Here is a 23,196-nt window from a genome sequence, read left to right as displayed (position 1 = left end):
CTCCCTCTTCTCTCACTAGACCTCAATCGTCTGTTTCCTGCCGTCTTCGATAAGGTGAGTGCGAGTGATCCCTTTGCCAATCGTTTCATTGCCACCGATTTGAATGACTCTCGGCAAAAACTGTGCAAAGAAATCGATCACCCCTTGCGCGCTCGCGAATCGTTCATCAGACAGCCCCTCGTCTTTCGATTTCAGAACAGGGGAGGCTATCACCAGTGAATAAAGAACCGATTCAGCTGGCAAATACTCTTCTGTAAATAAAGCCCCCTCCTTGACAATTCCTTTACTCCGGTCGATTCTCACCCTTGTCACGATGTCGGTTGACAACATGACAAAATCTCGAAATACATCGTCTGGAACGATGACTAAATCGCGTGTTAATTTATTGCGCCAATACTGATACTCATCGGAGGAAGGAAATAGATTCTCTGAAAACCAGTTTGCCCATTTGGTGCACTCATCGCTCTGTTGAACGTTGACCAAATACTCCTCTAGCAAAACCCCCTGCCCCGATATGATCAAATCACTTCCTTGAGGGATTGTTCCCTCGAGGTTGTGGTCATATGTGGAAAGGTCAATCCCGCATAGCTGCATTTCCTGTTTGAAACGGCTGAGAATTTGCGGACACGTAATCCAAACAAACACATGTTTCAGCGATTTGACCGGAAACAATAAAATTCGGGCATCGGTGAACGCAATAGCGCTAGCGTGATCCGCCTGTTCATCTTTTCCAAACACATCTTCAATCATTTGCTTGTTTATTTTGCCGAATCGGCCATTCGGGTGCTGAAGTTCGGCACGATCCGCCACATCTTCCTTGCTTTTAGCGGCTAATGCATAAAAAGCATCTTTCAGGCTGCCTTTCACACTGGAAGCCTCGTACTTTGGAAATCCCGTGTAACGTTCCCGTTGAATTGGCAAATCGACAACTCCTAAGTCCGTCCCCGCCCCAACATGGGATGGGGTTGCACTGATGAAGATTAACGGTTTCGCTAACTGATACATCTTAACTGAACTCCTCCTAGTTCATTGAGTTATATAGTTATTTGGCTCAAGCAAATACGGAATTAACTCACGATCTTTGTTAAGTTGATAAAATGTGCGGAATTCCTTAATATAACTGCTATGATTAAATTGGCCAACGCGAAAATCATAAATGACCACTTTCGTAAGCTTTTCTTGGATATGGTCATAATCAAACGAATACAACAGACGCACTTCTATGCCCGAGCGCGGGGCTTTAAAAATAAAATGCTCGTCCCCTGGGCGGCAGGCGTGAACAAGCTCTCCCGCATCCTTTCCGTCTGTTTGTTCTGGCATCGTCATGCGTTGAACGATTTCTTCTTTTGTTGCTTTTGTTAAACCATTGCTTTTGATATAGTTAGTTAAAGCGGATATCAGTTTTCCTATTTCTTGACGCAAAATTTGACGATTCCGATGAGCCTCGTCTTGCGAGAACGGGCCATTTTGCAAGACGTAAACGAGTTGAAACTTTTGATATATGCGATAAAACATTTCGCCAATCGCATTCAAGAAGGCGTCTTTTCCATCCGTCGTAGAAATACAAGCACTGAAGTCGTAGCTAATGTTATGCTTTCGTTTGTACTCTTCCCAAGCGTCGATTCCTGCGTGTAAATCCCTAATTACACTCGCATACTTTTCAAACGTATTCCAATCAATCGCTAGGAGGCTGGTGAAAAACGGTTGTTTCTCTTGAGCAATGGGGGAACGCTTGAAAGGCGATCCTGATGCGACAAGGCTTATCTATTTGAGAAACGGGCTTGATAAGCGACTTGTCCCCTTAAATCACCGGTCTCCTAGAAGGCTGGTGAAAAATAACAGATTCGATCGATTTGTGGGAAATTACAAGGAATGAAATGATGACGTTACAAGGTTTTTTCAATTTGAGAAACACTGTTAGAGCGCAGTATTTCCCTTTAAATCACTGCCCTTCTAGAGTTTACAAATTTCTCCTCATAACTCCCTTCATCTACACGACCGATGTCTCATCCGTTTCATTGGCCGCCACCTTTCCGACATAACAAAGACCAAACCCTTGTTGAGCGTATGTTGGCTTTGTCCATTGGGGCTCATCGCATATGCATTGATCATGAAAGATCGTGGTCACCTCTTCGATGTGTTCAGACGAAACAGCGAAATAATAGACGCTCCCTGCACCAACAAAACGCCGCATCGGCTTAGGATAACGCTCCTTCATATCGAATCCGCCAAGCGCCATGTACTTGCCGACAGCGGCCGTCACCAAGTCGAGCTTGATTCCCTGATATTCACCGGACATCGTTTCCGGATCAATCCAACTTGGCAGCCAACCGTTGGCAAAGTAAGTAGGAGCAGCAAAATACAGCTTAAAGAGCTGCCTAGAGGGAGAGGACGAAGAATTCGGATGATAGTCAGGCCACGCAAACGTAGGCGGCTCGATTTCCGTTTTTGAGTAAAAGGCCGTTCTTCCTTCTCCCCCCAAACGAAGCAGTCCTGAATCTTTTAACCCATCGAGCCCATCAAAATCAACGAAAAAACGATAGGCTGGATGAAGGCGCTTCATCCCCATACGGTAAAGTTTGGACTCTTCCGCTGTTCTCGTTCGGCGGTCGATAGCAATGCCGATTTTCATTTCCGTTTTGGCTATAGGTTGTTCATCCGCTCCCTCTTCCGGAGGCAAATAACGAATATGCTCATTGTTTCTTAAACCTTGCAAATATTTTTTTAACTCTTTTTCGTTTATGTATTTTCCTTCTGCCGAGCGGTACATGTTTTGCTCATCCGGCGGGGCGAGAATCGTTCGAAACGGATAGTTTGAAGAAAAATTCCTTTCTTTCATTTGTAATTCATATGCTTGCCTCTCGCTGTCATCTTCCTTAATGACGAGATCTAACGGAATCGGAAAAATAAAGTGCTTTTTTTCCACGTCATATACATGCACTCCCCTGACCGTCAGTGAAACAGTAGGATCATCGTCGGTGTTGAGCTGCCTGGGGGTGAATTCATTTGGATTCGTTCCAAAATAGGCGCTGCGCAACGCCCCATAAAACGTGCTAGGCGGCGGTGGAAAAACGCTTTGAGCCGTGACATCCTCCCCCATCGAAAACGGCTTCCCATCCCGGACAAAGAGAAGGTCAAGCGGCTGAATGAGAACTCTCATTGCCCGTCTCCCTTTCCATCAGCTTGATGTCGTTTAAGGAACGAAAGGATATACAGTGTATTTATAAAATTCAAAATCGAATGATTCTCTGTCTGCACTCCGACTGCTTTTTGGTTGATTGTCGGAAGATAGTCGCTGATCTTCCACAATTTCATCAGCAGGGAGAGCAACTCTTCAACAGTCTCCTCTCTAGACACCCCGTCTACCTTTTTGAAACTTCGGTTGAGCAGCCTTCTCAGCTCCGCCTCCATCATTCCCCGGAATGGTTTCCGGGTGAAGGCAAACAATTCACGGGACAACACTTGCAAAAACGTATCGGAAAAATGTTTTGTCATTAAAGCAAGAATTTGCTGCAACAATCGAGGTGTGCTTTCATTTTCTTGGCTGGAGACGCCCCACTTCAGTGCTGAAATCAGATGTTCCCCATTTCTTTTCAAAACACTGATGCAAAAAGCATCTTTTTCTTGTTCATCGGGGCGTTTCGGTTCAACTTTTTTTCCTATTTTTTCTGCATAACGAGCTCCTCTGACGACATCTGCAAGCGGTTCTTTGTAATGGCCGATGCAGATGCCAGCCGTAAACGTCAGCTGCCCGCTCAGCTCAAACTCCCCCTGCAACTTTTGGTTCACTTGCCTGTCAAACTCTTGCCGCAGTTGGTCAATGACCTCAAACAGACAGCCGAGGTTGATGAAGCCAAACAAATCATCCCCGCCGGCATACACCGTTTTTCCTCTTGACCCGTTCAAATATCGTTTCGCCCATTTGGCGTATTCCCCTAGGCAAAACGTAAACTTTTCCTGGAACGCTTCAAGCTGCTCTTTATGCACGAGTTTCCCCCCGCCGAACCACTCTCCCATGCTGTCACCGTCAAATACGATCATGGCATAGTATGGGTTCGGTCGCTTCTTCTCTGCTTTCAACCGTTGAATGAGCTTATCGCTTTCCCTGCGCTGCTGCTCGGTGATGTCGTTAGCTGGTGGATTTTCGTTTAGTATGTCAAATACATATGCATAATCGATATGATCGTTTTCTATTTCCTCATCTGTCAAGATGTCGAGCATGGCCACCTTAGCAGTCGATGGAAATTGGATCTTCTTGTTTTTGAATGCTTCATCCATAAAGGCAAACCGTTTAATAAAACCAAGAGCTCCTAAATACTCCCCTTCACGGATATAGGAAACGTATCGCTCCCCATTTAAAGGGATCGCTTCTTCCGGGATAAAAAACTTTCTCTTTCCTTCTTTATCCACTCTCGGATTACGATAGAATAATACATTGTGTTCCCCCGTCAAGTTGCATTTTCTTCCCTGCTCCTCAATCTGGCGGAACGGACGGATGTTTTTTACCTGCCCCATCAATGTTTCCAGCTTGGCATATGAGCGATGATAATCATCATACGGGATACCGACCCAGAAAATTTGCAGATGAGCTTCTAGCTGTTCAAAATACGACTGTCGAAAGGAATCAGACACAAAAAACGAGAGTTTATCCGGTCCAATCAAGCTTTTGCCAATTCTCATAAACTCTTCGTGAATATGCCGCTCGACTTGTCCACCTACTTCATCGATTGAATAATGCCCAGAAAGGCTGGCTACAAATCGATTGGGAGCAGAATCGTTCTCTGGATTGGGAAAGATAATCGTCCCCCCATACTGGGAACGGATCAAATTCATCCCAGTTTGCGACAAATGCGACAAAAGCAAGCTGCCAATATAAAGATCTTGTGTTTTCCGTGCCTGCTCGATAAAACTCTGTACCGGGCCGATGGTCACATAAAGCAGGGATCTGTTCATGTCAAAATCGCCTCCTTGAATGCTTGGAACTGATCCACCTCCCCTTTTAAAGAAAAAGGTGGAACAGAATTCAATGTCGTAATAATCGGCCGCAACCGGCCGCTCCGATTAACTTGACAGGAATGATCTTCAATAACTGAAACGACGATAGGGGAAGCAAAACGACGGCCGGACTTAGCAATTCTTTTATGTTCGTGATTATGATCGCTGGCACTTTGAGCAATCCTTTGGAGGAGGGAATCAGCATTTGTCCACACATCCCCTACTTCAATCATCTTTATATAAGGAAACCGATTATCGCGGTTAGATGAAATATAAGGAAACCGATTATCGCGGTTAGATGAAACAACAATGGCAGACTCCCGCACATCGATCATCGGCCTTGCGATGCCTGATTTGTCATAAAAATCGTCTAGCAAACACTTAATGCCTAGCAAGTCGCTCGGTAAGGCATAGGGATTCCCATTTATTTTCCTAATCGTTATACTCCCAAATCCTCTCCGGCTTCGCATCCCCCATCCCCCAAGCAGAACAACTATTTTGAATAGCCGATCATATAGTTCTAGATGTTTTCTTGCCTTCAACACCACCTTGAACGACTGGCCGCACTTGTAACTTCTCGTTCTCACCTGCTTTTTGTGCGGAAGTAAATACGTCTCTCCGCTAGGAAAAATACTCCAAACACGAACAGTCAATGGGGATTGGCTCATGCCGCTTTCTCCAAATAGTTCCCCTTCCCTCTTTCGCAGTTCCTCGAACGAAAGATGGCCATGCAACGCCCGCCACCAAAATCGCATCACCCCTTTCAAAGCCGAGGCGCGAAGTTCCAGTATGCTCTTGTCGGCTCCCTTAGCGACAAGCGGCGTAATTATTTCACACGTATACTCATTTTGCAGCAAGATTGTTCTCCCCGCTTTCAACATGATTTTGCCAAAATTCCAACAACAGAGAGCGATATTGGCCGAACAGTTCCACTATTTTCTTCTCTAGCGTTTCGCTTGACAACGGAGCCGGTCGCCATCCGCCGTGGTTCAAGTCATTGCGATAATCTCTGATCTTGTGCAATATATCAAGCAACGGTCTATGTGAAAGCACCATTTCAATCAGTGACAAATATTTCTCATCACGATATTGTTCGCGGTATTGATCCATTGAACGTTTCTTTTCAATAATTTTCATCGCGGCAGTCAACGCCCGATCGACTAACTCTCTCTTACTGATCTCTTCCCCCTCCTCCTTTTTGCCATATGGATTCCATTTATATTTCAAACATATGGCCGTTGTATAAAGTTCACTGGCAAGTGTATATGCTTGTTGTGTGAGCCCATGGTTGATGCACCACTCAATCGCAGCCAAACCAGACAAGATGTCGTCTTGAACAGCCAAGTCACTAATATCTTCCTCCATTTTTTGGTACAGCACTTTCAATGGACGGAACATCGGCCGCAAGCTGCCGCTGACTTCCTGCAACTCTTTTAATGATTGGGACGCTTCCATTGCTATTTTCGATACTAACGGAGCACGGCTCGCTTGCAGCGCACTTGTCAGTTCTTTAAGTTTCTGGGTGGCGCTATTTAACTTGCTTAAATCTTCAGTACTCCTTTTTTCCTGGTTTCGGATCATTTTTCCACGCTCCAACACCCATTGACTCAGAGCGTTGGCATTGCCTGTCTGGATATAGGAGTATACGTTCGTCACCCAGTCCTGCATATCGGAAAAGGCCGTTAAATCAATGATTGGATGTTCCCCGTTTTCCTGTTCAAACAACCCGTAATAGATTCCTAACACTTTTACACGTTTTGTAATCCGGGCGTAATGAAGAGTAAGAAGCGCCAACATCGGCTGATAGCGGAATGAATGGGTGATGTCAAAAATCACCTCATTCTCCTCTTCCAACACGTTCGTCACGATTTCAAACATTTCCCATACTTCTTGCGGATATACCGCTGTCGGAATACGCACCGCGTCATATCGAAAGCCGTCCATTTGCTTGCGCAGCTGCTCTAATTCAGAAGCTAAACCAGCCCAGTTTGTGCTTTCCGCTTTTTCTGTGACGAAAATATACGCACGGTCAACCATGATTCCTTGCTGCCGCAATATATCCAATACTGCTTTTTGCACGAAAGGTGTTGTCTCTGACTTGATTCCTTCGAGATGGTATACGCCAGACAAATAACGACCAGTCCCTAAAAAGGATAAAAATTTGATCATTCTTCTCCCCCTCTGCCGCCCTTGGAGTCTCTCATAGTCAAACGCCAAGGAAATACAGAATTTCTAATTATCATAAGTTACTTTGCCGCATCCATCCCTTATGTACACAATCGAACAGCGGGGTGCAGAGAACATTAATCACCTTCTGCCCTCCACACAGTCAAACCCACCTCAAAACTTGCTTGCATCGCACAAGGGCAATTCTTCCACACAAAGAAATTTCTAGATTGACATGGTTATCATACCATAAAAAAAGTTAATTTTCACTATTCTTTAATTATTTTTGTGTCAAATTAGGAGAATCTTCCCCATTTTCCATCTCTCATCACCAAAAGTCGACGTAACAGCCCGCTTCTTTTAGAGGCAAAATAAGGCGTCTAAGTTTGTCGCTGTTTCATAAGCAAAAGTCTGTCCATATTGCTTTCAAGCTTGTAGATACACCCCATCGCCATTACGCGGAGGACATTAACATAATAAACATGCCTAAGCATAAGCGAAAGCCCATCAGCTTACGGAACTGTACACTTTAACAAGCCAACGACACATCTTTGAACCTAGGAGGGATCGAACGTGAAACAGGTGAAGGCGTTAACGATTCAAGACTCCTGCGGCTTTATCCCGCGTGAAGCGTCAACTGAGGACAAACCGGGGAAACATTCCCTAGGAGGCTGGTGATTTAATCGTGGATACCGCTTTACAATGTTATTTCTCATTTAGAAAAGCCTTGTTACATCGGTCCTGCTTTTCGCTCATTCTCCCATTGATGGAAAGGAATCAGCGGTTTTTCACCGGCCTTCTAGAAGGCTAGGAAAAAACGGTTATTTCTTTTGAACGATGGGGGGTGTAAAACGTGATACCGATGCGACAGAGCTTTTCTATTTGAGAAACGAGGTCGGTAAGCGGCCTGCTCCCTTAAATCACCGACCTTCTAGCATTTTTTCGAAGGGGTAAAGAATCCTCTCCACGAAGCCCACTACTTTCAACAGCACCTTCATTTTACCCTTGACTCTTTAAAAGGATGGTGACAAAAGGAACAGGTTGCTTCACCGCCTTGTTTCTCGAATTGAGAAACTTTGCGACATCAGCTTCTCGTTTCACGTCATCCGACGTCAGCTAGGGGCGATCGCTGTTTTTCACCAGCCTTCTAAGGCGGCAAGAGGCCATTTTGCAAACCCCTCACATCCCCTCAAATCATAAAAATTGATTATGTCAACTTGTACAGCTGACCGAATCTGTCAAACGTTCAAACTATTGATCTATCAATACCATGTTTCGTGAATCGAAAGAAAAAGAGGCTTGCACACCCCTGCCGTTTTTGCGGCTGTTTTGGGGTGTGCAGCTAGGGAAGGTCATCGGCTTGTTCCTCGCCGCGCCAACACCCGCTCAAGCCCCACGGCCACGCCGTCTTCCTCATGGGAGAGGGTGACGAAATCACTATTCGCTTTCAATTCGGGGGCGGCGTTGGCCATGGCGACGCGGCAGCCCGCCACCCCAAACATCGACAAATCGTTATGGCTGTCGCCAAAGACGACCGTATCGCGCATATCGATGCCGTAATGGGCGGCGAGTTGCTTGAGCGCCTCCCCTTTCGTCGCCCGTTCGTTGTTCATCTCAATGTTGTGCGGATGTGACGAGGTGACCGTGACGCCGGGGAGCAGGGCGAAACGGGACGCCGCATCAAGAAGCCGCTTGCGGTCAAGGGCGAAAATCAGCAGCTTATACATCACCCGCTCCGGGTCGTCCCACACGGTGCGGATGTCGTCGACGTACGTCACCCGCGCCTGCTGGAACTGTTTGTTCACAAGCCATTTCACCTCTGGCGCCGCCTCGGCCATCTCCGAAGCGAGCGCTTCCCACTGAGCGCGGTTATGCAAGCCGACATAGACCGCATCGCCCGTGTACGTCTCACAATACAAGTCCGCCTGTTCGCGCACCCACTCAAGCACTGGGCGGACCGTCGCCCGCTCAAGCGGCGCCTCGCTGATGACAGTGCCGTCTTCGAGCGTGACGATCGCCCCGTTTAAGCTGGCGATCGGGCAGACGAGCCCCACCTCGCGAAGCGGGGCGAGTGCATCTTTGCGCGCCCGGCCGGTGACGATGGCGACGATATGGCCTTGCGCTTGTGCGGCTGCGATCGCTTTTCGGTTTGGTTCGCTGATTTTCCCCTCCCCGTTCAATAGCGTTCCATCCATATCTAAGGCAATAAGCATCGATCCATCCCTCTCTTTCGCTGTTCTCCACACCGCGGCCCGTAAACCAAGGGCTCGCTTTCCACTAGAAGGCTGGTGAAAAACCGCTGTCACACCCCAATCATCGCATTTTCATTCAGAAAAGAAGGCTGTTTCTACGAGGTTTCTCTAATTGAGAAATAGGTGGAAGCAGTAGTATTTTGCACGAAATCACCGGCCTCCTAGAGCCGTCCTCATAGGCGCTCCCCTATTATACCAAAGTGATGGCAAAAACGTGAAATCTGCCCGCTTTTCATAGTATAATAGATGAAAAAAATTCTCAATGAAAGCGAAGGGATGCCCATGTGGATCGTTTACGCCTTGTTGGCGGCGGTGTTTGCGGCGTTGACATCGGTGCTGGCGAAAATTGGGATTGAAAACGTCAATTCTCACTTGGCGACCGCCATTCGCACCGCGGTCGTGCTTGTGCTCGCGTGGGCCATCGTGTGGTTGACCGGCGCCCACCATGGCATCAAATCGATCTCTCCCAAGAGCTGGTGGTTTTTATGTTTGTCCGGGGCGGCGACCGGATTGTCGTGGCTTTGTTTTTACAAAGCGATCCAAATCGGTGATGTGTCCCGCGTCTCGGCCATTGACAAATCGAGCTTGGTGCTGACGATTTTGTTTGCGGCGATGTTTCTCGGCGAACCGCTCTCCGCAAAGGTCGTGATCGGGGTGCTGCTCATCACCGCGGGGACGTTGCTGATGATGTTGTAGCCCGTCCGTCTCGCGGGCGCCTTGTCTTCCCTCCCGGCTGCCAGCCGGCCATCATGGGAACGATGCGCCCTAGCCCTCCTCTCCACCCCCTGCCAAGCTCCGCGAACGAGCCCGCCGTTTAACGGAGAAACGCCTCATTCTCGCTTGGTGCCACAATTTTTTTACTTTTTTATAGACAGGACGAAGGAAAAGATGATATGATGGTCTTCACTATGATGAAAAGCCACTCGGCATTTGATCACCTTCATTCTAATGAATGGTCGCGGCGATGAACCCGCGCTTGCATGATCGCGCGGCACATCGAGCGAAGAGTGATGTGGAAGGAGATTTTTGAATGAATGATTTTCACCCGTTCGGCTGGTATGCGGCGAAAATTTCCCCGCATTTGCCGAAAAAAGCGTTTCAGCCTGTGCGATCCCGTCTGTTGGGAGGTTTGGCTTATTTGCTGGTAGTCACTGGCGGCATCCTCGCTGTGTCCCTTTTCGACTTCCATCCTGTATGGAACCTCCTCATTTCCATTGTGCTCGGTTTCAGTTTTGCGGCGCTAGGATTTTTAGGCCATGAAATTTTGCACGGCACGGTCGTCAAAACGCCGTGGCTGCGCGATCTTCTCGGGGCGCTCGCCTTTTGGCCGCTCTGCACCGGGCCGAAGCTATGGCGAAAATGGCATAACGCCACCCACCATGTGCATACCCAACATGAAGAAAAAGACCCTGACGCCTGGCCAAGCATGGAACAATTGGCGAAAAGCCGCCTGCTTCGCTGGGTTTACCGCATTCCGTTCCCAGTTCGCGCTAGTTTCGCGTTTGCCTCCTTGTCGGTGATGTTTACCGTCCACTCGATTCGGATGCTCGTTTTGTTTTGGCAAGACTTCCGCTGGAAAAATCGCATCGTTGTCCTATGTCAATTTCTCTTGCCGTGGACGACGTGGATCGGGTTGTTATGGCTTGTCGGCTGGGAAAAGTGGCTATTCGCCTTTTTGCTTCCACTGCTTGTCGCCAACATGATCGTCATGGGCTACATTTCGACCAACCACCGCCTCAATCCGTTGGTGCCGGTCAACGACCCGTTGGCGAACAGCTTGTCGGTCACCGTGCCGAAGTGGGTGGATGTTCTCCACTTCCATTTCTCGTATCATACCGAACATCATCTTTTTCCGGCGATGAGCTCAAAATACTACCCGCTCGTGAAAGAGCAGATCAAACAGATGTGGCCGGACCGCTACCACGAGATGCCGATGACCAAAGCGCTGGCCGCGCTTTGGAAAACGCCGCGCGTCTACTACGAGCACAATGAGCTCATCGAACCGAAGCAAGGTCATGTGTACGGCACGCTTGGCAACGGACTCGATCCCGATGAGATCGCGCCCCGCAGGCGGGAAGAAGACGCCGAAGCATCGCCGGCGACCCGGAAGGCAAAATGGAAAAACGCGTCCGGAGCGGGCAAGGCATAAAAACCGCTCACCAAACGATGTGCCATTCCCGGAATCATCAGCGCCCGATGCCGCTGCACCCGCCGCCGGGGAAAGCGCTGGCGGGCGCAAGCCGATCTGCAACCGGGCGAAACGACCGCGACATGCGGCCAAGAAGGCTGATGAAAAACCGCTGATTCCCTTCCTCAATGGGAGAACACATGAAAAGCAGGACCGACGCAACAAGGGGTTTCTAATTGAGAAATCACATTGCAAAACTGTATCCAAGATTAAATCAACAACTTCCGAGACACGTTTTCTTGGTGGAGCGGATACAGATAGGCAGTGAAAAAGAGGGGGCTCACCGCTTGTAGGCCCCCTCTTTCCTTTCTCCTACTTGCCGATAAGGTTGGTGGCCTTGATCGATGATGGAACGCGTGAACATAGAGGCTGACGCAACAAGTTTTTTCTACTCAAGAAACGGTTGCGCAAGTGAATCACCAGCCTCCTAGATGAAAAGGGTGTCCCGCATCGTTTGAGACACCCTTTTCCCCCTCTCTTACTCTTTCATCCTCATTGGCGCAGCGAGCCGATCGTTGGACATCAACAGCACACAAACGATCGTCAGCGCCGCGGGGAGGAGCGCCCATAAAAACGTATCGGCAATCGACGAGGCGAGCGCTTCGGTCAAACGGTCGAGCACAGGGGCCGGGATGTGCGCCCGCGCTTCCGGCGACAACATCGCGCGCGGATCGTGCATATTCGCTCCATGGGCCCCTTGCGCCATGCCGCGAAACTGCTCGGCCAATTGATCGGTGAACAAGTTGCGCTGAATGATCCCAAACACGGTAATGCCGACCGTCATGCCGAGCGACCGGACAAACGAGTTCGTTGAGCTGGCCGCTCCCCGTTCCGCTTCAGAAAAATGGTGGATCGCCGCCATGCCGAGCACCGAAAACGATGCTCCAACCCCTAACCCAACAATCATCATGTACAACGTCACCGTAAGCCGCGTGGTATGCTCATCAATCGTGCCAAGCAGCCCGATCCCAGCCGTAAACAGCAACATAAACCCGAACATCACGTTGCGGTAGCTCGTTTTCCCGGCCAAAAAGCCGCCGAGCTGGGCTGATACCGTCGTCGAAAGCATCATCGGCAACAAAATCAATCCGGAATTCGTCGCCGAACCGCCCGTCACCCCTTGGATAAAAATCGGGATGTACACGGTGGCGACAACAAACGTCGCGCCGGAGAAAAAGGCGACCAACGTCGTTGACGCAAACAGGCGCTCGCGAAACATATGGTAAGAGACGATTGGCTCTTGCGCTTTCGTTTCTACATACAAAAACACGAGAAAGAGCAAGGCAAACGCCGAAAACAACCCGATGATCACGGCCGAGTCCCACGCGTACTTCTGGCCGCCAAGCTCCAGCGCAAACATCAGGCAGACGATCGCCGGAACAAGCGTCATCACGCCAAGCCAGTCAATGCTTTGCTTCGCATGCTTCGGCGACTCGCGGTAGTAGATCCAAAGCAAGAAAAACGCGACAATCCCAAGCGGAATGTTAATGTAAAACACCCAGCGCCAGTTGAGATAATCGGTGATATACGCGCCAAGCAGCGGGCCAAAGATGCTTGACAAGCCAAACACCGCACCAAACAGCCCGCCCATCTTCCCGCGCTTCTCCGGCGGGAAAATGTCAAACATAATCGTAAACGCGATCGGCACGAGCGCCCCGCCACCGATGCCTTGAATGGCGCGGAAAATGCTGAGCTGCACGATCGTTTGCGCCATGCCGCACAACACCGACCCAATTAAAAACACGATGATGCCAAATAAGAAAAATCGCTTCCGTCCGTACATGTCGGACAATTTCCCAAAAATCGGCATCCCCGCCATCTCGGCCACCATATACGCCGACGTCACCCAAACAAACTGCTTGAGCCCGCCCAAATCGGCGACAATCGTCGCCATCGCTGTGGCCACAATCGTATTGTCCATCGAGGCGACAAAAATGCCGAGCAACAGCGCGATCACGACCAATCCCGTTTTCGTTTCCTTATTCTTCATCCGTTCCCTCTCCCTCTACCTCTGTCTTTTTTCTTTCACCATGGCATGTTCGTCTTGGGCAAACGCCTCCCGATATTCAACAAGCCCGATCTCACAGCCGGGGCCGATCGTCACCCGCTCTCCCCGGACGATCGCGGCTTTCGTATATTCCAAATAAATCTCATCGCCTTCAATCGTGTCCGCCTCCAACGTGGCGGATAAGGAAGAAAAACGCGTCAGCCAGTGAATGGCGTTCCACGTTTTGTTTCGCTTGACGGAAATCGTCCGGCCGCCAATTTCCTTGACCGAACTGTCGGCAAAATAGAGCGACAATTCCACCTGTTCGGCATTCAGCGTCTGTCCCACTCGCACGACGCCGGTCAACGCGACCTTTTCCGCCTCGCAGCTTCCCGACACCGACAGCTCGCCATAGCCGCGAATCGCATGCGCTTCCACGTTCCCCTCCACCTGCACCATCCCGCGCAGCTGAAGATGCTGCAGATGGGCATGGCCGCGAATGTCTGCTTCCCCGAACACATCCATTTTCTCCATACGCACAGGACCGTCGATGTTCGCTTGGCCAAACAGGCGAAGCTGGCGGGCGGTGAGCGCTCCTTTCATGTCTGCCGAGCCAAACACTTTGCAGCGGTCGCATTCGACATCGCCGCGAATCGTCGCATCGCCGCGGACCGTCACGTGATGGAACGTGCCGCCGCCCGAAAACGCCGATCCGTTAATGGTCAAATTTCTCGCCGCCATCGTTCTCACCCTTTCTCTATGGTTCCGATTTTCGCCTCTTCATCGCATTCCAATGCTTCTCGGTACTCGACCCGCTCGATGTGACATCCCGGCCCGATCGTCACGCGGTTGCCGCGCACCGTTTTCGCCGTAGTATGTTCGAGATGAATGACATCCCCTTCGATCACATCGGCGGTCAACTCCGCTGGAAAAAACCATTTTTTGAACAGCGAACCTCCTTGCCTCTTTACCATAATCGTTTCCCCGCCGATCTCCGTAGCGCGGCTCGGACCAAACAGCTTTACTTCGATATAGCCTGCGTTCAACAGCCCGCCAACGGAGAAATGCCCTTCGACCTCCATCCGCTCGGCCGAACAGTCACCGCCAACGTCGAGCTCGCCATGGACACGGATCGTCTCCGCCGTGCATGAGCCTTTCACCAAGCCGTGGCCGCGAACCGTCGCCTCCTGGCATTGCACATGTTCTCCAATTTTCACACTCCCGCTCACTTTCATCCACTCGCACTCCATCCCACCTGTCACATGGCCTTTCCCGGCAATATGAACGTTGTTGGCTTTCACGCTTCCTTCGACGGTCGCATTTCCTTGCACTTGCATCTCCAAGCAATCGAGATCGCCATACAGCTTTCCATTCCCCGATAATTTCACCAAGCTGTACAGCCCGCCGGACGCATGCCCCGTTCCGGCAATGACCAAATCACGCCGCTCCATTTCTCATCCCTCCGAAAGCTTCAGCTTTAACTCTTCAATGCATGCCGGCACATGCAGCCGCGCTGCGAGCTTTGCTCCTTCTTCGATGTACAAGTTGACTGCCCCTTCCGCCAAAAAGCAAGTCGCCACTCCCATTTTACGGAGGACGATCAGCTCGCATGATTTTCCTTGCAGTTTTGGATAATGGCTCTCAAACATCTTCCATATGGTTTTTCCCTCTTCCATGCTGATCTCGCCGGAAAGAAGCAGCCGATCAACAAGATAAAGAGAAAGAAGCTGCACAAACGAAACGTCGTTTCGATCGCTCAACTGGTTGTTCAATAATTGCAGCACGACATCCGAAACAATGTGACGTTTTACGATTTCTTCTTTCGTCATGACGACCGTCGCCGGATCAGGGGCAAACATCGCCGCCAACTCATCGAGAGACCGCTCATCCTTCAGCTCCTTGATTTTCTCAATGCGAGCCAAGATTTTTTCTCTCGGAAAAAACGTCTCCTGCCCAGTGAATGTCGATTTGCGAATAAACCATTCTTCCGGAATCAGCTTTTTCCGCTTCCAGCGATACAGCTGACCGTATGAAATGCCGGTCAGCTCAAGCAGTTCTTTTTTCGAAATCAATTCCTGTTCCATGAGCAGCTCACCTCCCTCACAACCATAAATGTAACATAACATTGTTACGTTGTAAATAAAAAAAGATCATCCTTTCCAAAAAACATTGTCGCCTCACCTGACAATCAAGACAAGAAAATTGGACGGGACACCCTTTCTTTTTCATGTTTACGTATAGGACATTATGCCTGAGTCTTCCCCTTTCCACTCCCACATGTATCCCCTCACGGTCTAGCCCATTTCCCGATTTCCAAAATCACACATGGCATTCGCATAAGCACTTTGTTGTACGTTTCATATGATTAAACACACCGTTATCCATCGTTGAAAGAGAGGTGCAAGATGGATGATCACCATCAGCCTTTGCATGATTGTCAAAAATGAAGAAAGCGTGCTTGCCCGCTGTTTAGATAGCGTTCGACATTTAGTGGACGAGATCATTATTGTGGATACAGGATCCACTGATCGCACTAAAGAAATCGCTCAAGGCTACGGAGCGCGAATCATCGATTTTCCTTGGAATGATGATTTTTCCGCCGCCAGAAACTTCGCGTTTTCTCATGCTACAATGGATTATATTTTTTGGTTGGATGCTGACGACGTGCTATTGAGCGAAGACCAAGAAAAATTTCTTTCATTGAAATGCACACTTCCATCTGATATCGATTCTGTAACTATGATCTACAGCCTAGCCAGAGATGAACGCGGGACAACCATCTCCAGCGTTCGGCGCAACCGTCTAGTCAAGCGTTCCAATCATTTCAGATGGCATGGCATGGTTCATGAATACTTAGAAGTATGGGGAAAGATTCTTAACAGTGACATCACGGTGCTTCATCAACCAATTCATAATCATTCCGATCGAAATTTAAAAATTTACGAAAAACAACTAGCACAGGGAAAGGAACTATCACCAAGGGATTTGTTTTACTTCGCCAATGAGCTATTCGACCAACAACAATATGAGCGAGCTATCTCATATTATGAACAATTTTTGCAAACAAAAAAAGGATGGGTGGAAGATTGCATCGCAGCCTGTGGAAGACTAGCGGATTGTTTTTATGCACTTGGAGATGAAAAACAAGCGCTACGATATGTGTACCAATCTTTTGAATACGACACCCCCCGCGCTGAGTGTTGCTGCCGATTAGGTTACTATTTTCTCAAGAAGAAAAAATATCGCCTTGCAGTGTTCTGGTATAATTTAGCAACTCAACTGACGATACCCTCCGACAGCTGGGGATTCATTCATCACGCTTGCTGGACTTGGCTTCCCCACTTGCAACTCTGTGTATGCTACTTCTATTTAGGTGAATATGAACTGGCATACAAACATAATGAAAAAGCCAAGGAATATGTTCCCGATCATCCAGACGTGCTGCACAATCAATGCTTGTTAGAGTCTATCCTTTCTATCCATAGTACGTTCCCTCAAACGGATCAATAACACTTTAATGATAAGGAGGTTTTGTTATTTGTCTAACCGCCATCCTATTCGGATAAAATGTCTTTCCCCTTTATGCTGTATCCAGACGCCAATCATAAAATTATATGGACCCACAGGACCCACAGGACCCACGGGACCCACAGGACCCACGGGACCCACAGGACCCACAGGACCCACAGGACCCACGGGACCCACGGGACCCACAGGACCCACAGGACCTGCTGGACCCACAGGACCCACAGGGCCTGCTGGACCCACAGGACCCACAGGACCCACAGGACCTGCTGGACCCACGGGACCTGCTGGACCCACAGGACCCACAGGGCCTGCTGGACCCACAGGGCCCACGGGACCCACAGGGCCCACGGGACCCACAGGACCCACAGGGCCTGCTGGACCCACGGGGCCCACGGGACCTGCTGGACCCACGGGGCCCACGGGACCTGCTGGACCCACAGGACCCACGGGACCCACAGGGCCTGCTGGACCCACAGGACCCACGGGACCTGCTGGACCCACAGGACCCACGGGACCTGCTGGACCCACGGGGCCCACGGGACCTGCTGGACCCACGGGGCCCACGGGACCTGCTGGACCCACAGGACCCACGGGACCTGCTGGACCCACGGGGCCCACGGGACCTGCTGGACCCACAGGACCCACAGGACCTGCTGGACCCACGGGACCCACAGGACCTGCTGGACCCACGGGGCCCACGGGACCTGCTGGACCCACAGGACCCACAGGACCTGCTGGACCCACGGGACCCACAGGACCTGCTGGACCCACGGGACCCACGGGACCCACAGGGCCTGCTGGTGCTGGCGCCATCATCCCATTTGCATCTGGAAACACTGTGGTCTTGACTGCTACCGTAGCAGGTTTAGCCGATACAGCGAGCTTAATTGGCTTCGGGAGTGCAACTTCCAACATCAGTTTAATTGGAGGAACTATAAACCTCGGCGGCACATCCAACATCGCTTTTACTGTTCCACGCTCTGGAATCATTACCGCTGTAGCAGCTAACTTTTCGGCTACCACAGGCACAGCACTTTTAGGAACAGCTACAATTCGCGCTCAACTTTATATCGCTACTTCCCCATCTAGCAACGTATTTTCTCCCCTTCCCAGCACGTTCGTCACCTTGGCTCCAATCATTACATTCCCAATCTCCGCACCGCAAAATGCCGCAGGAATTGTCACAGGATTAAACATCCCTGTTAATACGGGAGATCGATTACTCATGGTATTTTTCACCACCACTTCCGGGCTTTCTATCGCCGCTTCTGTCACTGGATACGCTGGAGCAGGGGTAGCCATTAATTAGATTTCATGTGCCGCTGGCCACATCTTTACTCGTCGTCCTGCAGCAAGACAGAGAAAATAGTTTGCCGCTCACTTCACCAGAATGATCTTACCCGTTGTTCGCCGACCCAATCATCCAAACTTCCATTGGCTTCACACCATTTGCGCTATTTTTGATGACAACCCATAATTACGTTCAAATCATTGTGGCCAAGTTTCTGTGCCCCGGCCACCTACGCTTCGCTTAGTGGCGGGGGCTTCAAGCGACTTGTGCATATCGGTCGAACGGTAAGCCCGCACACCAGAACACGTTCCGCTTCCCTTCGTTCCAAAGACATCCGTTCTACCCATAGATGATCCTATTCATTGATGAAAGCCTACCAACATCCATCTCCCGCCTCCTCATTGGGTGCATCCTTCACGTTTTCTTGAGGCGGGATACTTCTTTTGGAAATGAAGTGAAATTTATGTTTTTGACACCCAAGGAAAGCAAAGGAGTTTGCCCATCATGGACGTTCGAATTCGGGCCATTTATGAAAGTTCTTATTTGAATATAATAAGCACCCTGTTCAAGGATCTTGACATTCCACAGTTGATTGATCATCTGGTTCCCGTGAATCCACAATGCCCAACTCGAGCCAGCGACGTTGTCGGTCTAATCACTTGGATATCTTGAGCGGCCGCTATGAAAGGGCTTGGGATACCGGAAACTGACCCGCCCGCCCGATCAGGCGATCTTTCAGTTGTTCCGGTATGTGAAAGTCGTCCTACTGGAGCTGCCGGATGGGCACATCCAACGCGCGTTAGGGAAAGCGCTCACCCCTGATCAGCGAAGGACCCTGCAGGGATTGGGCATGGACGAGAGCATTGACGTGTAACGTCATACGGAACGACTAGCGATGGTAAAAAAGGATTGCCATCGCTAGTCGTGTTGGTCGAAATGGTATTTTGAAAAACGAAATAAAAAGTTCTTTCTTTCCATTCTGCTAGGGTGTGAAATGTGAGTTGCAATAAACTGTTTTGTATGAAAACAATCTTTTGTTTAAATTCCTCTACGTTCAGACAAAACCCCTGTCGACTACAAAGCAAAATTATTGATGCAGTAGGCAATTTGGGGTATCGCCTACACAGCCCATTATACCTTATTTTGCAGTAAAGCGGTAATCGTGTTTTCCATGTTATACAAATAATGAGGTACTTTCCTTGATAAATCAAGGTTTTCCCCATTTATCCATCAAAATGAGGTTCACTGCAGATTTTTAACATTCAATGAAACAACGTGTATATATCAATTTTTTCATTTCTCCTTCCTCTCAAAATACACATGCAACCGATACTCGCAAATTTCTTTCGTCCAATTGTACAACATTTCTTCATGTTCATGGGCGATGGAAAATTGGAGCGCAAACACATTGTTTACAAAAGAAATCAGTCCCTTTGAGCTGCCGCTCCATTTCGTCATCGGCATGCGGGCGATCAGTTTGCTTACCTTTTCCTCATCGTACTCCCAAAGGCATTTCGTTTCCCCATCGGAAAAATCGATGCGCTTCCGGTATTCTTTTTCTGTTAAATACTGGTGAAAGAACGGTGCCGCTTGTTGCGGAGTGATGGGCTCATGCCAGCCCGAAGGTCCGCGCTCGAGCATGGCTTTTAAGACAACCATTTTATAACTTTTCGACATTACCGTCCGCTCAACCTCAACAAGCCACGGTTCATGCTTGAGAAACACTTCCTTCTCTAAATCTGACAGCTCCCCGGCCCAATAAAGGAAGCCAAAATACGACTTAAACTCTGATTTATATTCCGCTGCTTCACTTCTGCCGTGTAAGTGCAACTCCATGTAGCTCGGACGACGTCCAAGCTCTTGCTTGAGCTGTCTGTAATCGGCCAGCAGCCGTTCTTTGCGCGGTTGGCGTTTTTTCTGCATCTCCTCGAGAAGATGGATGGCTTGGACATCAAGATGCAGTTCGCATGGTTCCGGAACCGTTGGCACAACGGATTCCCTCGCTTTTTTCTTCGTTTCGCCCCGCTGTGCATCAAACAGGCGCAGTTTGATATCAGCATTGCGGTAGTTTCCGATTAAATCAATAATCACGCAGTAGTCCTTGCCCTCATACAGCCGCAAGCCACGCCCGACTTGCTGGGTGAAGACGGTCAACGATTCCGTCGGCCGCACGAACAAAAGGGTATCGACAGAAGGAATATCGACCCCTTCATTGAACAAGTCGACGGTAAAGATAGCGTCCAGTTCACGGTGTTCCAACATGGCAATGGCCTGTTGGCGCGGGATGTCTGTTTGCTTCGAGTGAAGACTGATCGTTCGGTAGCCATGGCGGCGGAAATATTCACACAAGAAATCGGCTTGCCGAATCGATGAACAAAAAACAAGTGTTCTTGTTTTCTTATATTGCTCCCATGCTCGCAAAATGTTTTCCGCCATCTCCTCGCGAAGCTGCGCTTGAAGCAATTCTTTCTCATCATAGCGGCTGCCGAGCCATTTGATTTGCGAATAATCGGTGTCATCGTACACACCATAATAGCGAAACGGCGCAAGCCAACCGCGCTGCACTGCTTCAATAAAGTCTATGCGGTAGGCAACGTTTCCATCGCAAATCGCGTACACATCTTTATTGTCATTCCGATCTGGGGTGGCGGTGATACCAAGCAAAAACTCCGGCCGGAAATAGTGAAGGACGCGCTCATATGAGCGAGCCGCCGCATGGTGGAACTCGTCGACAATAATCAAGTCAAATGAGTCAGGACGAAACGAAAGCAAATGTTTTTTCATGCTCAGCGTAAAGATCGAGGCAAACACCATATCCGCATTTCCGTCTTTTTGATTGCCGTCGTATATACCCGCCGTTCGAGCCGGGATCACACGTTCGAACGATTGTTTTGCCTGACGAAGAATCTCCTCGCGATGGGCGATGAACAGCACTCGCGAAAAACGGCGGGCAAAAAAAGCGGCCAAGTATGTTTTTCCCAACCCGGTCGCCATGACAACCATGGCTTTATCGTATCCTTCTTCATAGGCCGCTTCCAACCGCTCCAATGCCTCAACTTGGGCAAAGCGCGGCTGAATCGTTCCATAGGGCGCCGTCGTTTCATGAACAACATCGGCCTTGTCCGCCGTCTCTCCATCTTGCTTCTTTTCCGTTTCCGACGGAAGCATTAACTCGATTTCCTCTCTCTCAGCCCATGTACGAGATAAGTTGGGATGGCGTTGGTGATTATCTTGATACTGTTTTTCGTAGTCAGCGATCGTTTCGGCGTTGACCGCCACCGTTTCCGGAGCGTAAAACAGCTTTAAAAACTGCTCCATCGCTTCAGCAAATACATCTTCATCAACACTTTTATCCAGCCCCACATTCCACTCGATGCCGTCTGTGAGAGCTGAATGAGATAAATTAGAAGACCCGATGATAAAGTAGCCTTGTTTGCTGTCCTCAAACAGATAAGCCTTCGGATGAAACGAAATCCCATCACTTCTAAACAGGCGCACTTCGATGTCAGGATGAATCGAAATCAGTTCACGCAACGCTTCCGGCTGGGTGACAAACAAATAATCGCCAACACAAATTTTGATGTCTGCACCCCGCTCTGCCGCTACCCGCAAACTGTCCTTCAATAGGCGGGCACCGGATTTCATGGCAAACGACGTCAATATGTATATCGTCGATGAGCGGCCTATTTGTTCCTGCAGCTTGTCAATGAGCCACCGGGAAATCAACTCGACTTTACTCATCATGAACCTCGACTAAAAAAATTTTTTCACGGAAGCCGCCGCGCTCTTCTGCTTTTTTCGTCCGGATTTGTTCCACTTGTTCGATCGAAGCGCCATGACATGCGGCTAAGGCACGAATAATTTCCAACACATCCGCAAGCTCTTCGAGGGCGGCCTCGTCGGTCGCTGACTGAACATACTCCTCAAGCTCTTCAAACGCTTTCTTCTGTAGTTCTTTCCTATATTCTTCCGCGTCGAGTATGCGAGTAGTGAACGTTTTTCCGGCTTGTTCGATAATGGCTGGGATGCGGTCGCGAACGAGCTTATTGTATATCGGCATATCCATTCCTCCATCTACGAGACTATACGATTATTTTACAAAATCTCGCCTTTTTTTCATAGAAAGAACAGGCAGAAGACCCTTGTCCTAAGGACTATTTGTTTCTGGCTAAATCAACTGTGTGTTATAAAATGCTAGGCCAAAAACTTCACATACTCCCACCTCCTCCGTGCCATACTAAAGGAAACTCAACGTGATTGGGGTAAAGTCGACAGTTTCTGTGCGTGGAGGCTTGTATGGAATGGCTCGTTCTTTGGCTGCTCGTGGCAATGGGCATCGGATTGCTTTTGTTTAGTTTCCGCTTGTTGTCGTTGCGGGAAGTGTCGATCTCGTTTTTGCTCAATGCGTATGCGGCGAGTTTTTTTGGCGCGATCGTGGCTGGGGCTGGGCTGCTCGAGTATCCAGTTCGGTTTTTGGCCGCTTATACGGACAATAGTGTCATTTTTGAATATCTTCTCTATCCGGTCGTTAGCGTCTATGTGTATGCGACATCAAGGCGTTCGGGCTGGTTGGGCGTGGCGGCGCAATGTGCGGGGTATGCGGCGGTGTTGACGGGAGTAGAGGTAGTATTTGAGCGGTATACGGATTTGATTGAGTACCGCCACTGGACATGGGGGTACTCTTTCGTCACCATGTTTTTCTTAACGTTCGCCGTCCGGCTGCTTGCGGGACGGGTAATAGGGAAGGCGGAGAAATAGGCATGTCTATTTTTTCGTGAAGGGCTATACA

General features: G+C 49.4%; 19 protein-coding genes. 6 read left to right on the top strand and 13 right to left on the bottom strand.

Going from position 1 to position 23,196, the window contains the following annotated elements:
• Positions 1-15: 15 nt before the first annotated feature.
• The 7 genes from cmr4 to NST29_RS07895 form a co-directional block, all read right to left on the bottom strand.
• Entirely contained in the window at positions 16-1,005 is a 990-nt protein-coding gene (gene cmr4, locus NST29_RS07925) for a type III-B CRISPR module RAMP protein Cmr4 (protein ID WP_033019043.1), read from the bottom strand.
• Between the two features lie 21 nt (positions 1,006-1,026).
• On the bottom strand, positions 1,027-1,533 hold the full coding sequence (locus tag NST29_RS07920) for a hypothetical protein (protein ID WP_033019041.1): 507 nt from the start codon (positions 1,531-1,533) through the stop codon (positions 1,027-1,029).
• 457 nt (positions 1,534-1,990) lie between these two features.
• A complete protein-coding gene (cmr3, locus tag NST29_RS07915; protein WP_033019040.1) occupies positions 1,991-3,160 on the bottom strand; it encodes a type III-B CRISPR module-associated protein Cmr3 in 1,170 nt (389 codons plus the stop codon).
• Positions 3,157-4,953 carry a type III-B CRISPR-associated protein Cas10/Cmr2 gene (gene cas10 / locus NST29_RS07910; protein WP_339232897.1) on the bottom strand — a complete coding sequence of 599 codons (1,797 nt, stop codon included), beginning with the start codon at positions 4,951-4,953 and terminating at the stop codon, positions 3,157-3,159. The genes cmr3 and cas10 overlap by 4 nt, the downstream gene beginning before the upstream one ends.
• Positions 4,950-5,852, bottom strand: a complete 903-nt coding sequence (gene cmr1, locus NST29_RS07905) for a type III-B CRISPR module RAMP protein Cmr1 (protein WP_033843685.1) — start codon at positions 5,850-5,852, stop codon at positions 4,950-4,952. The genes cas10 and cmr1 overlap by 4 nt, the downstream gene beginning before the upstream one ends.
• Positions 5,839-7,164 carry a TIGR02221 family CRISPR-associated protein gene (gene csx2 / locus NST29_RS07900; RefSeq protein ID WP_033843684.1) on the bottom strand — a complete coding sequence of 442 codons (1,326 nt, stop codon included), beginning with the start codon at positions 7,162-7,164 and terminating at the stop codon, positions 5,839-5,841. Before csx2 ends, cmr1 begins: the two co-directional genes overlap by 14 nt.
• A 1,349-nt stretch (positions 7,165-8,513) precedes the next feature.
• Positions 8,514-9,374 (bottom strand): Cof-type HAD-IIB family hydrolase, encoded by an 861-nt coding sequence (locus NST29_RS07895; RefSeq protein ID WP_033843683.1) that lies wholly within the window; start codon positions 9,372-9,374, stop codon positions 8,514-8,516.
• A gap of 315 nt (positions 9,375-9,689) precedes the next feature.
• Between NST29_RS07895 and NST29_RS07890 the strand changes: the two genes are divergently transcribed.
• Positions 9,690-10,109, top strand: coding sequence for an EamA family transporter (locus tag NST29_RS07890; RefSeq protein ID WP_231559827.1), 420 nt, complete (start codon positions 9,690-9,692; stop codon positions 10,107-10,109).
• A gap of 334 nt (positions 10,110-10,443) precedes the next feature.
• On the top strand, positions 10,444-11,562 hold the full coding sequence (locus NST29_RS07885; protein ID WP_033843682.1) for an acyl-CoA desaturase: 1,119 nt from the start codon (positions 10,444-10,446) through the stop codon (positions 11,560-11,562).
• 517 nt (positions 11,563-12,079) lie between these two features.
• Here NST29_RS07885 and NST29_RS07880 read toward each other — a convergent pair.
• From NST29_RS07880 to NST29_RS07865, 4 genes are read right to left on the bottom strand one after another with little or no spacing between them, the layout of a single operon-like run.
• The gene (locus tag NST29_RS07880; protein WP_033843680.1) at positions 12,080-13,591 is read right to left on the bottom strand and encodes an MDR family MFS transporter; all 1,512 of its coding nucleotides are present in this window, start codon (positions 13,589-13,591) and stop codon (positions 12,080-12,082) included.
• A 15-nt stretch (positions 13,592-13,606) separates the two neighbouring features.
• Positions 13,607-14,329 (bottom strand): polymer-forming cytoskeletal protein, encoded by a 723-nt coding sequence (locus NST29_RS07875; protein WP_033843678.1) that lies wholly within the window; start codon positions 14,327-14,329, stop codon positions 13,607-13,609.
• A gap of 5 nt (positions 14,330-14,334) precedes the next feature.
• Positions 14,335-15,039, bottom strand: a complete 705-nt coding sequence (locus NST29_RS07870) for a polymer-forming cytoskeletal protein (RefSeq protein ID WP_033843676.1) — start codon at positions 15,037-15,039, stop codon at positions 14,335-14,337.
• Positions 15,040-15,042: 3 nt separating this feature from the next.
• Positions 15,043-15,672 carry a YhbD family protein gene (locus tag NST29_RS07865; RefSeq protein ID WP_033843675.1) on the bottom strand — a complete coding sequence of 210 codons (630 nt, stop codon included), beginning with the start codon at positions 15,670-15,672 and terminating at the stop codon, positions 15,043-15,045.
• Positions 15,673-15,997: 325 nt separating this feature from the next.
• On the opposite strand from NST29_RS07865, the gene NST29_RS07860 reads away from it, so the two are divergent.
• The 3 genes from NST29_RS07860 (at position 15,998) to NST29_RS07850 (ending at position 19,281) form a co-directional block, all read left to right on the top strand.
• Positions 15,998-17,098, top strand: coding sequence for a glycosyltransferase (locus NST29_RS07860; RefSeq protein WP_033843673.1), 1,101 nt, complete (start codon positions 15,998-16,000; stop codon positions 17,096-17,098).
• Between the two features lie 862 nt (positions 17,099-17,960).
• Positions 17,961-18,425 carry an exosporium glycoprotein BclB-related protein gene (locus tag NST29_RS07855; RefSeq protein ID WP_231559826.1) on the top strand — a complete coding sequence of 155 codons (465 nt, stop codon included), beginning with the start codon at positions 17,961-17,963 and terminating at the stop codon, positions 18,423-18,425.
• A gap of 721 nt (positions 18,426-19,146) precedes the next feature.
• The gene (locus NST29_RS07850; RefSeq protein WP_255358727.1) at positions 19,147-19,281 is read left to right on the top strand and encodes a hypothetical protein; all 135 of its coding nucleotides are present in this window, start codon (positions 19,147-19,149) and stop codon (positions 19,279-19,281) included.
• Positions 19,282-19,700: 419 nt separating this feature from the next.
• On the opposite strand, the gene NST29_RS07845 is transcribed toward NST29_RS07850, so the two are convergent.
• Positions 19,701-22,148 (bottom strand): DEAD/DEAH box helicase family protein, encoded by a 2,448-nt coding sequence (locus tag NST29_RS07845; protein WP_033843669.1) that lies wholly within the window; start codon positions 22,146-22,148, stop codon positions 19,701-19,703.
• Positions 22,141-22,467 carry a nucleoside triphosphate pyrophosphohydrolase gene (locus tag NST29_RS07840; RefSeq protein ID WP_033843668.1) on the bottom strand — a complete coding sequence of 109 codons (327 nt, stop codon included), beginning with the start codon at positions 22,465-22,467 and terminating at the stop codon, positions 22,141-22,143. The genes NST29_RS07845 and NST29_RS07840 overlap by 8 nt, the downstream gene beginning before the upstream one ends.
• A gap of 236 nt (positions 22,468-22,703) precedes the next feature.
• On the opposite strand from NST29_RS07840, the gene NST29_RS07835 reads away from it, so the two are divergent.
• Positions 22,704-23,165, top strand: a complete 462-nt coding sequence (locus NST29_RS07835; protein WP_033843667.1) for a CBO0543 family protein — start codon at positions 22,704-22,706, stop codon at positions 23,163-23,165.
• Positions 23,166-23,196 lie beyond the last annotated feature (31 nt).

The organism is Geobacillus sp. FSL W8-0026 (assembly GCF_037966255.1).
GTDB classification, from domain to species: Bacteria; Bacillota; Bacilli; order Bacillales; family Anoxybacillaceae; genus Geobacillus; species Geobacillus icigianus.
Note: the sequence above shows the minus strand (reverse complement) of the source record. Positions and strands in the feature narration are given on the sequence as shown.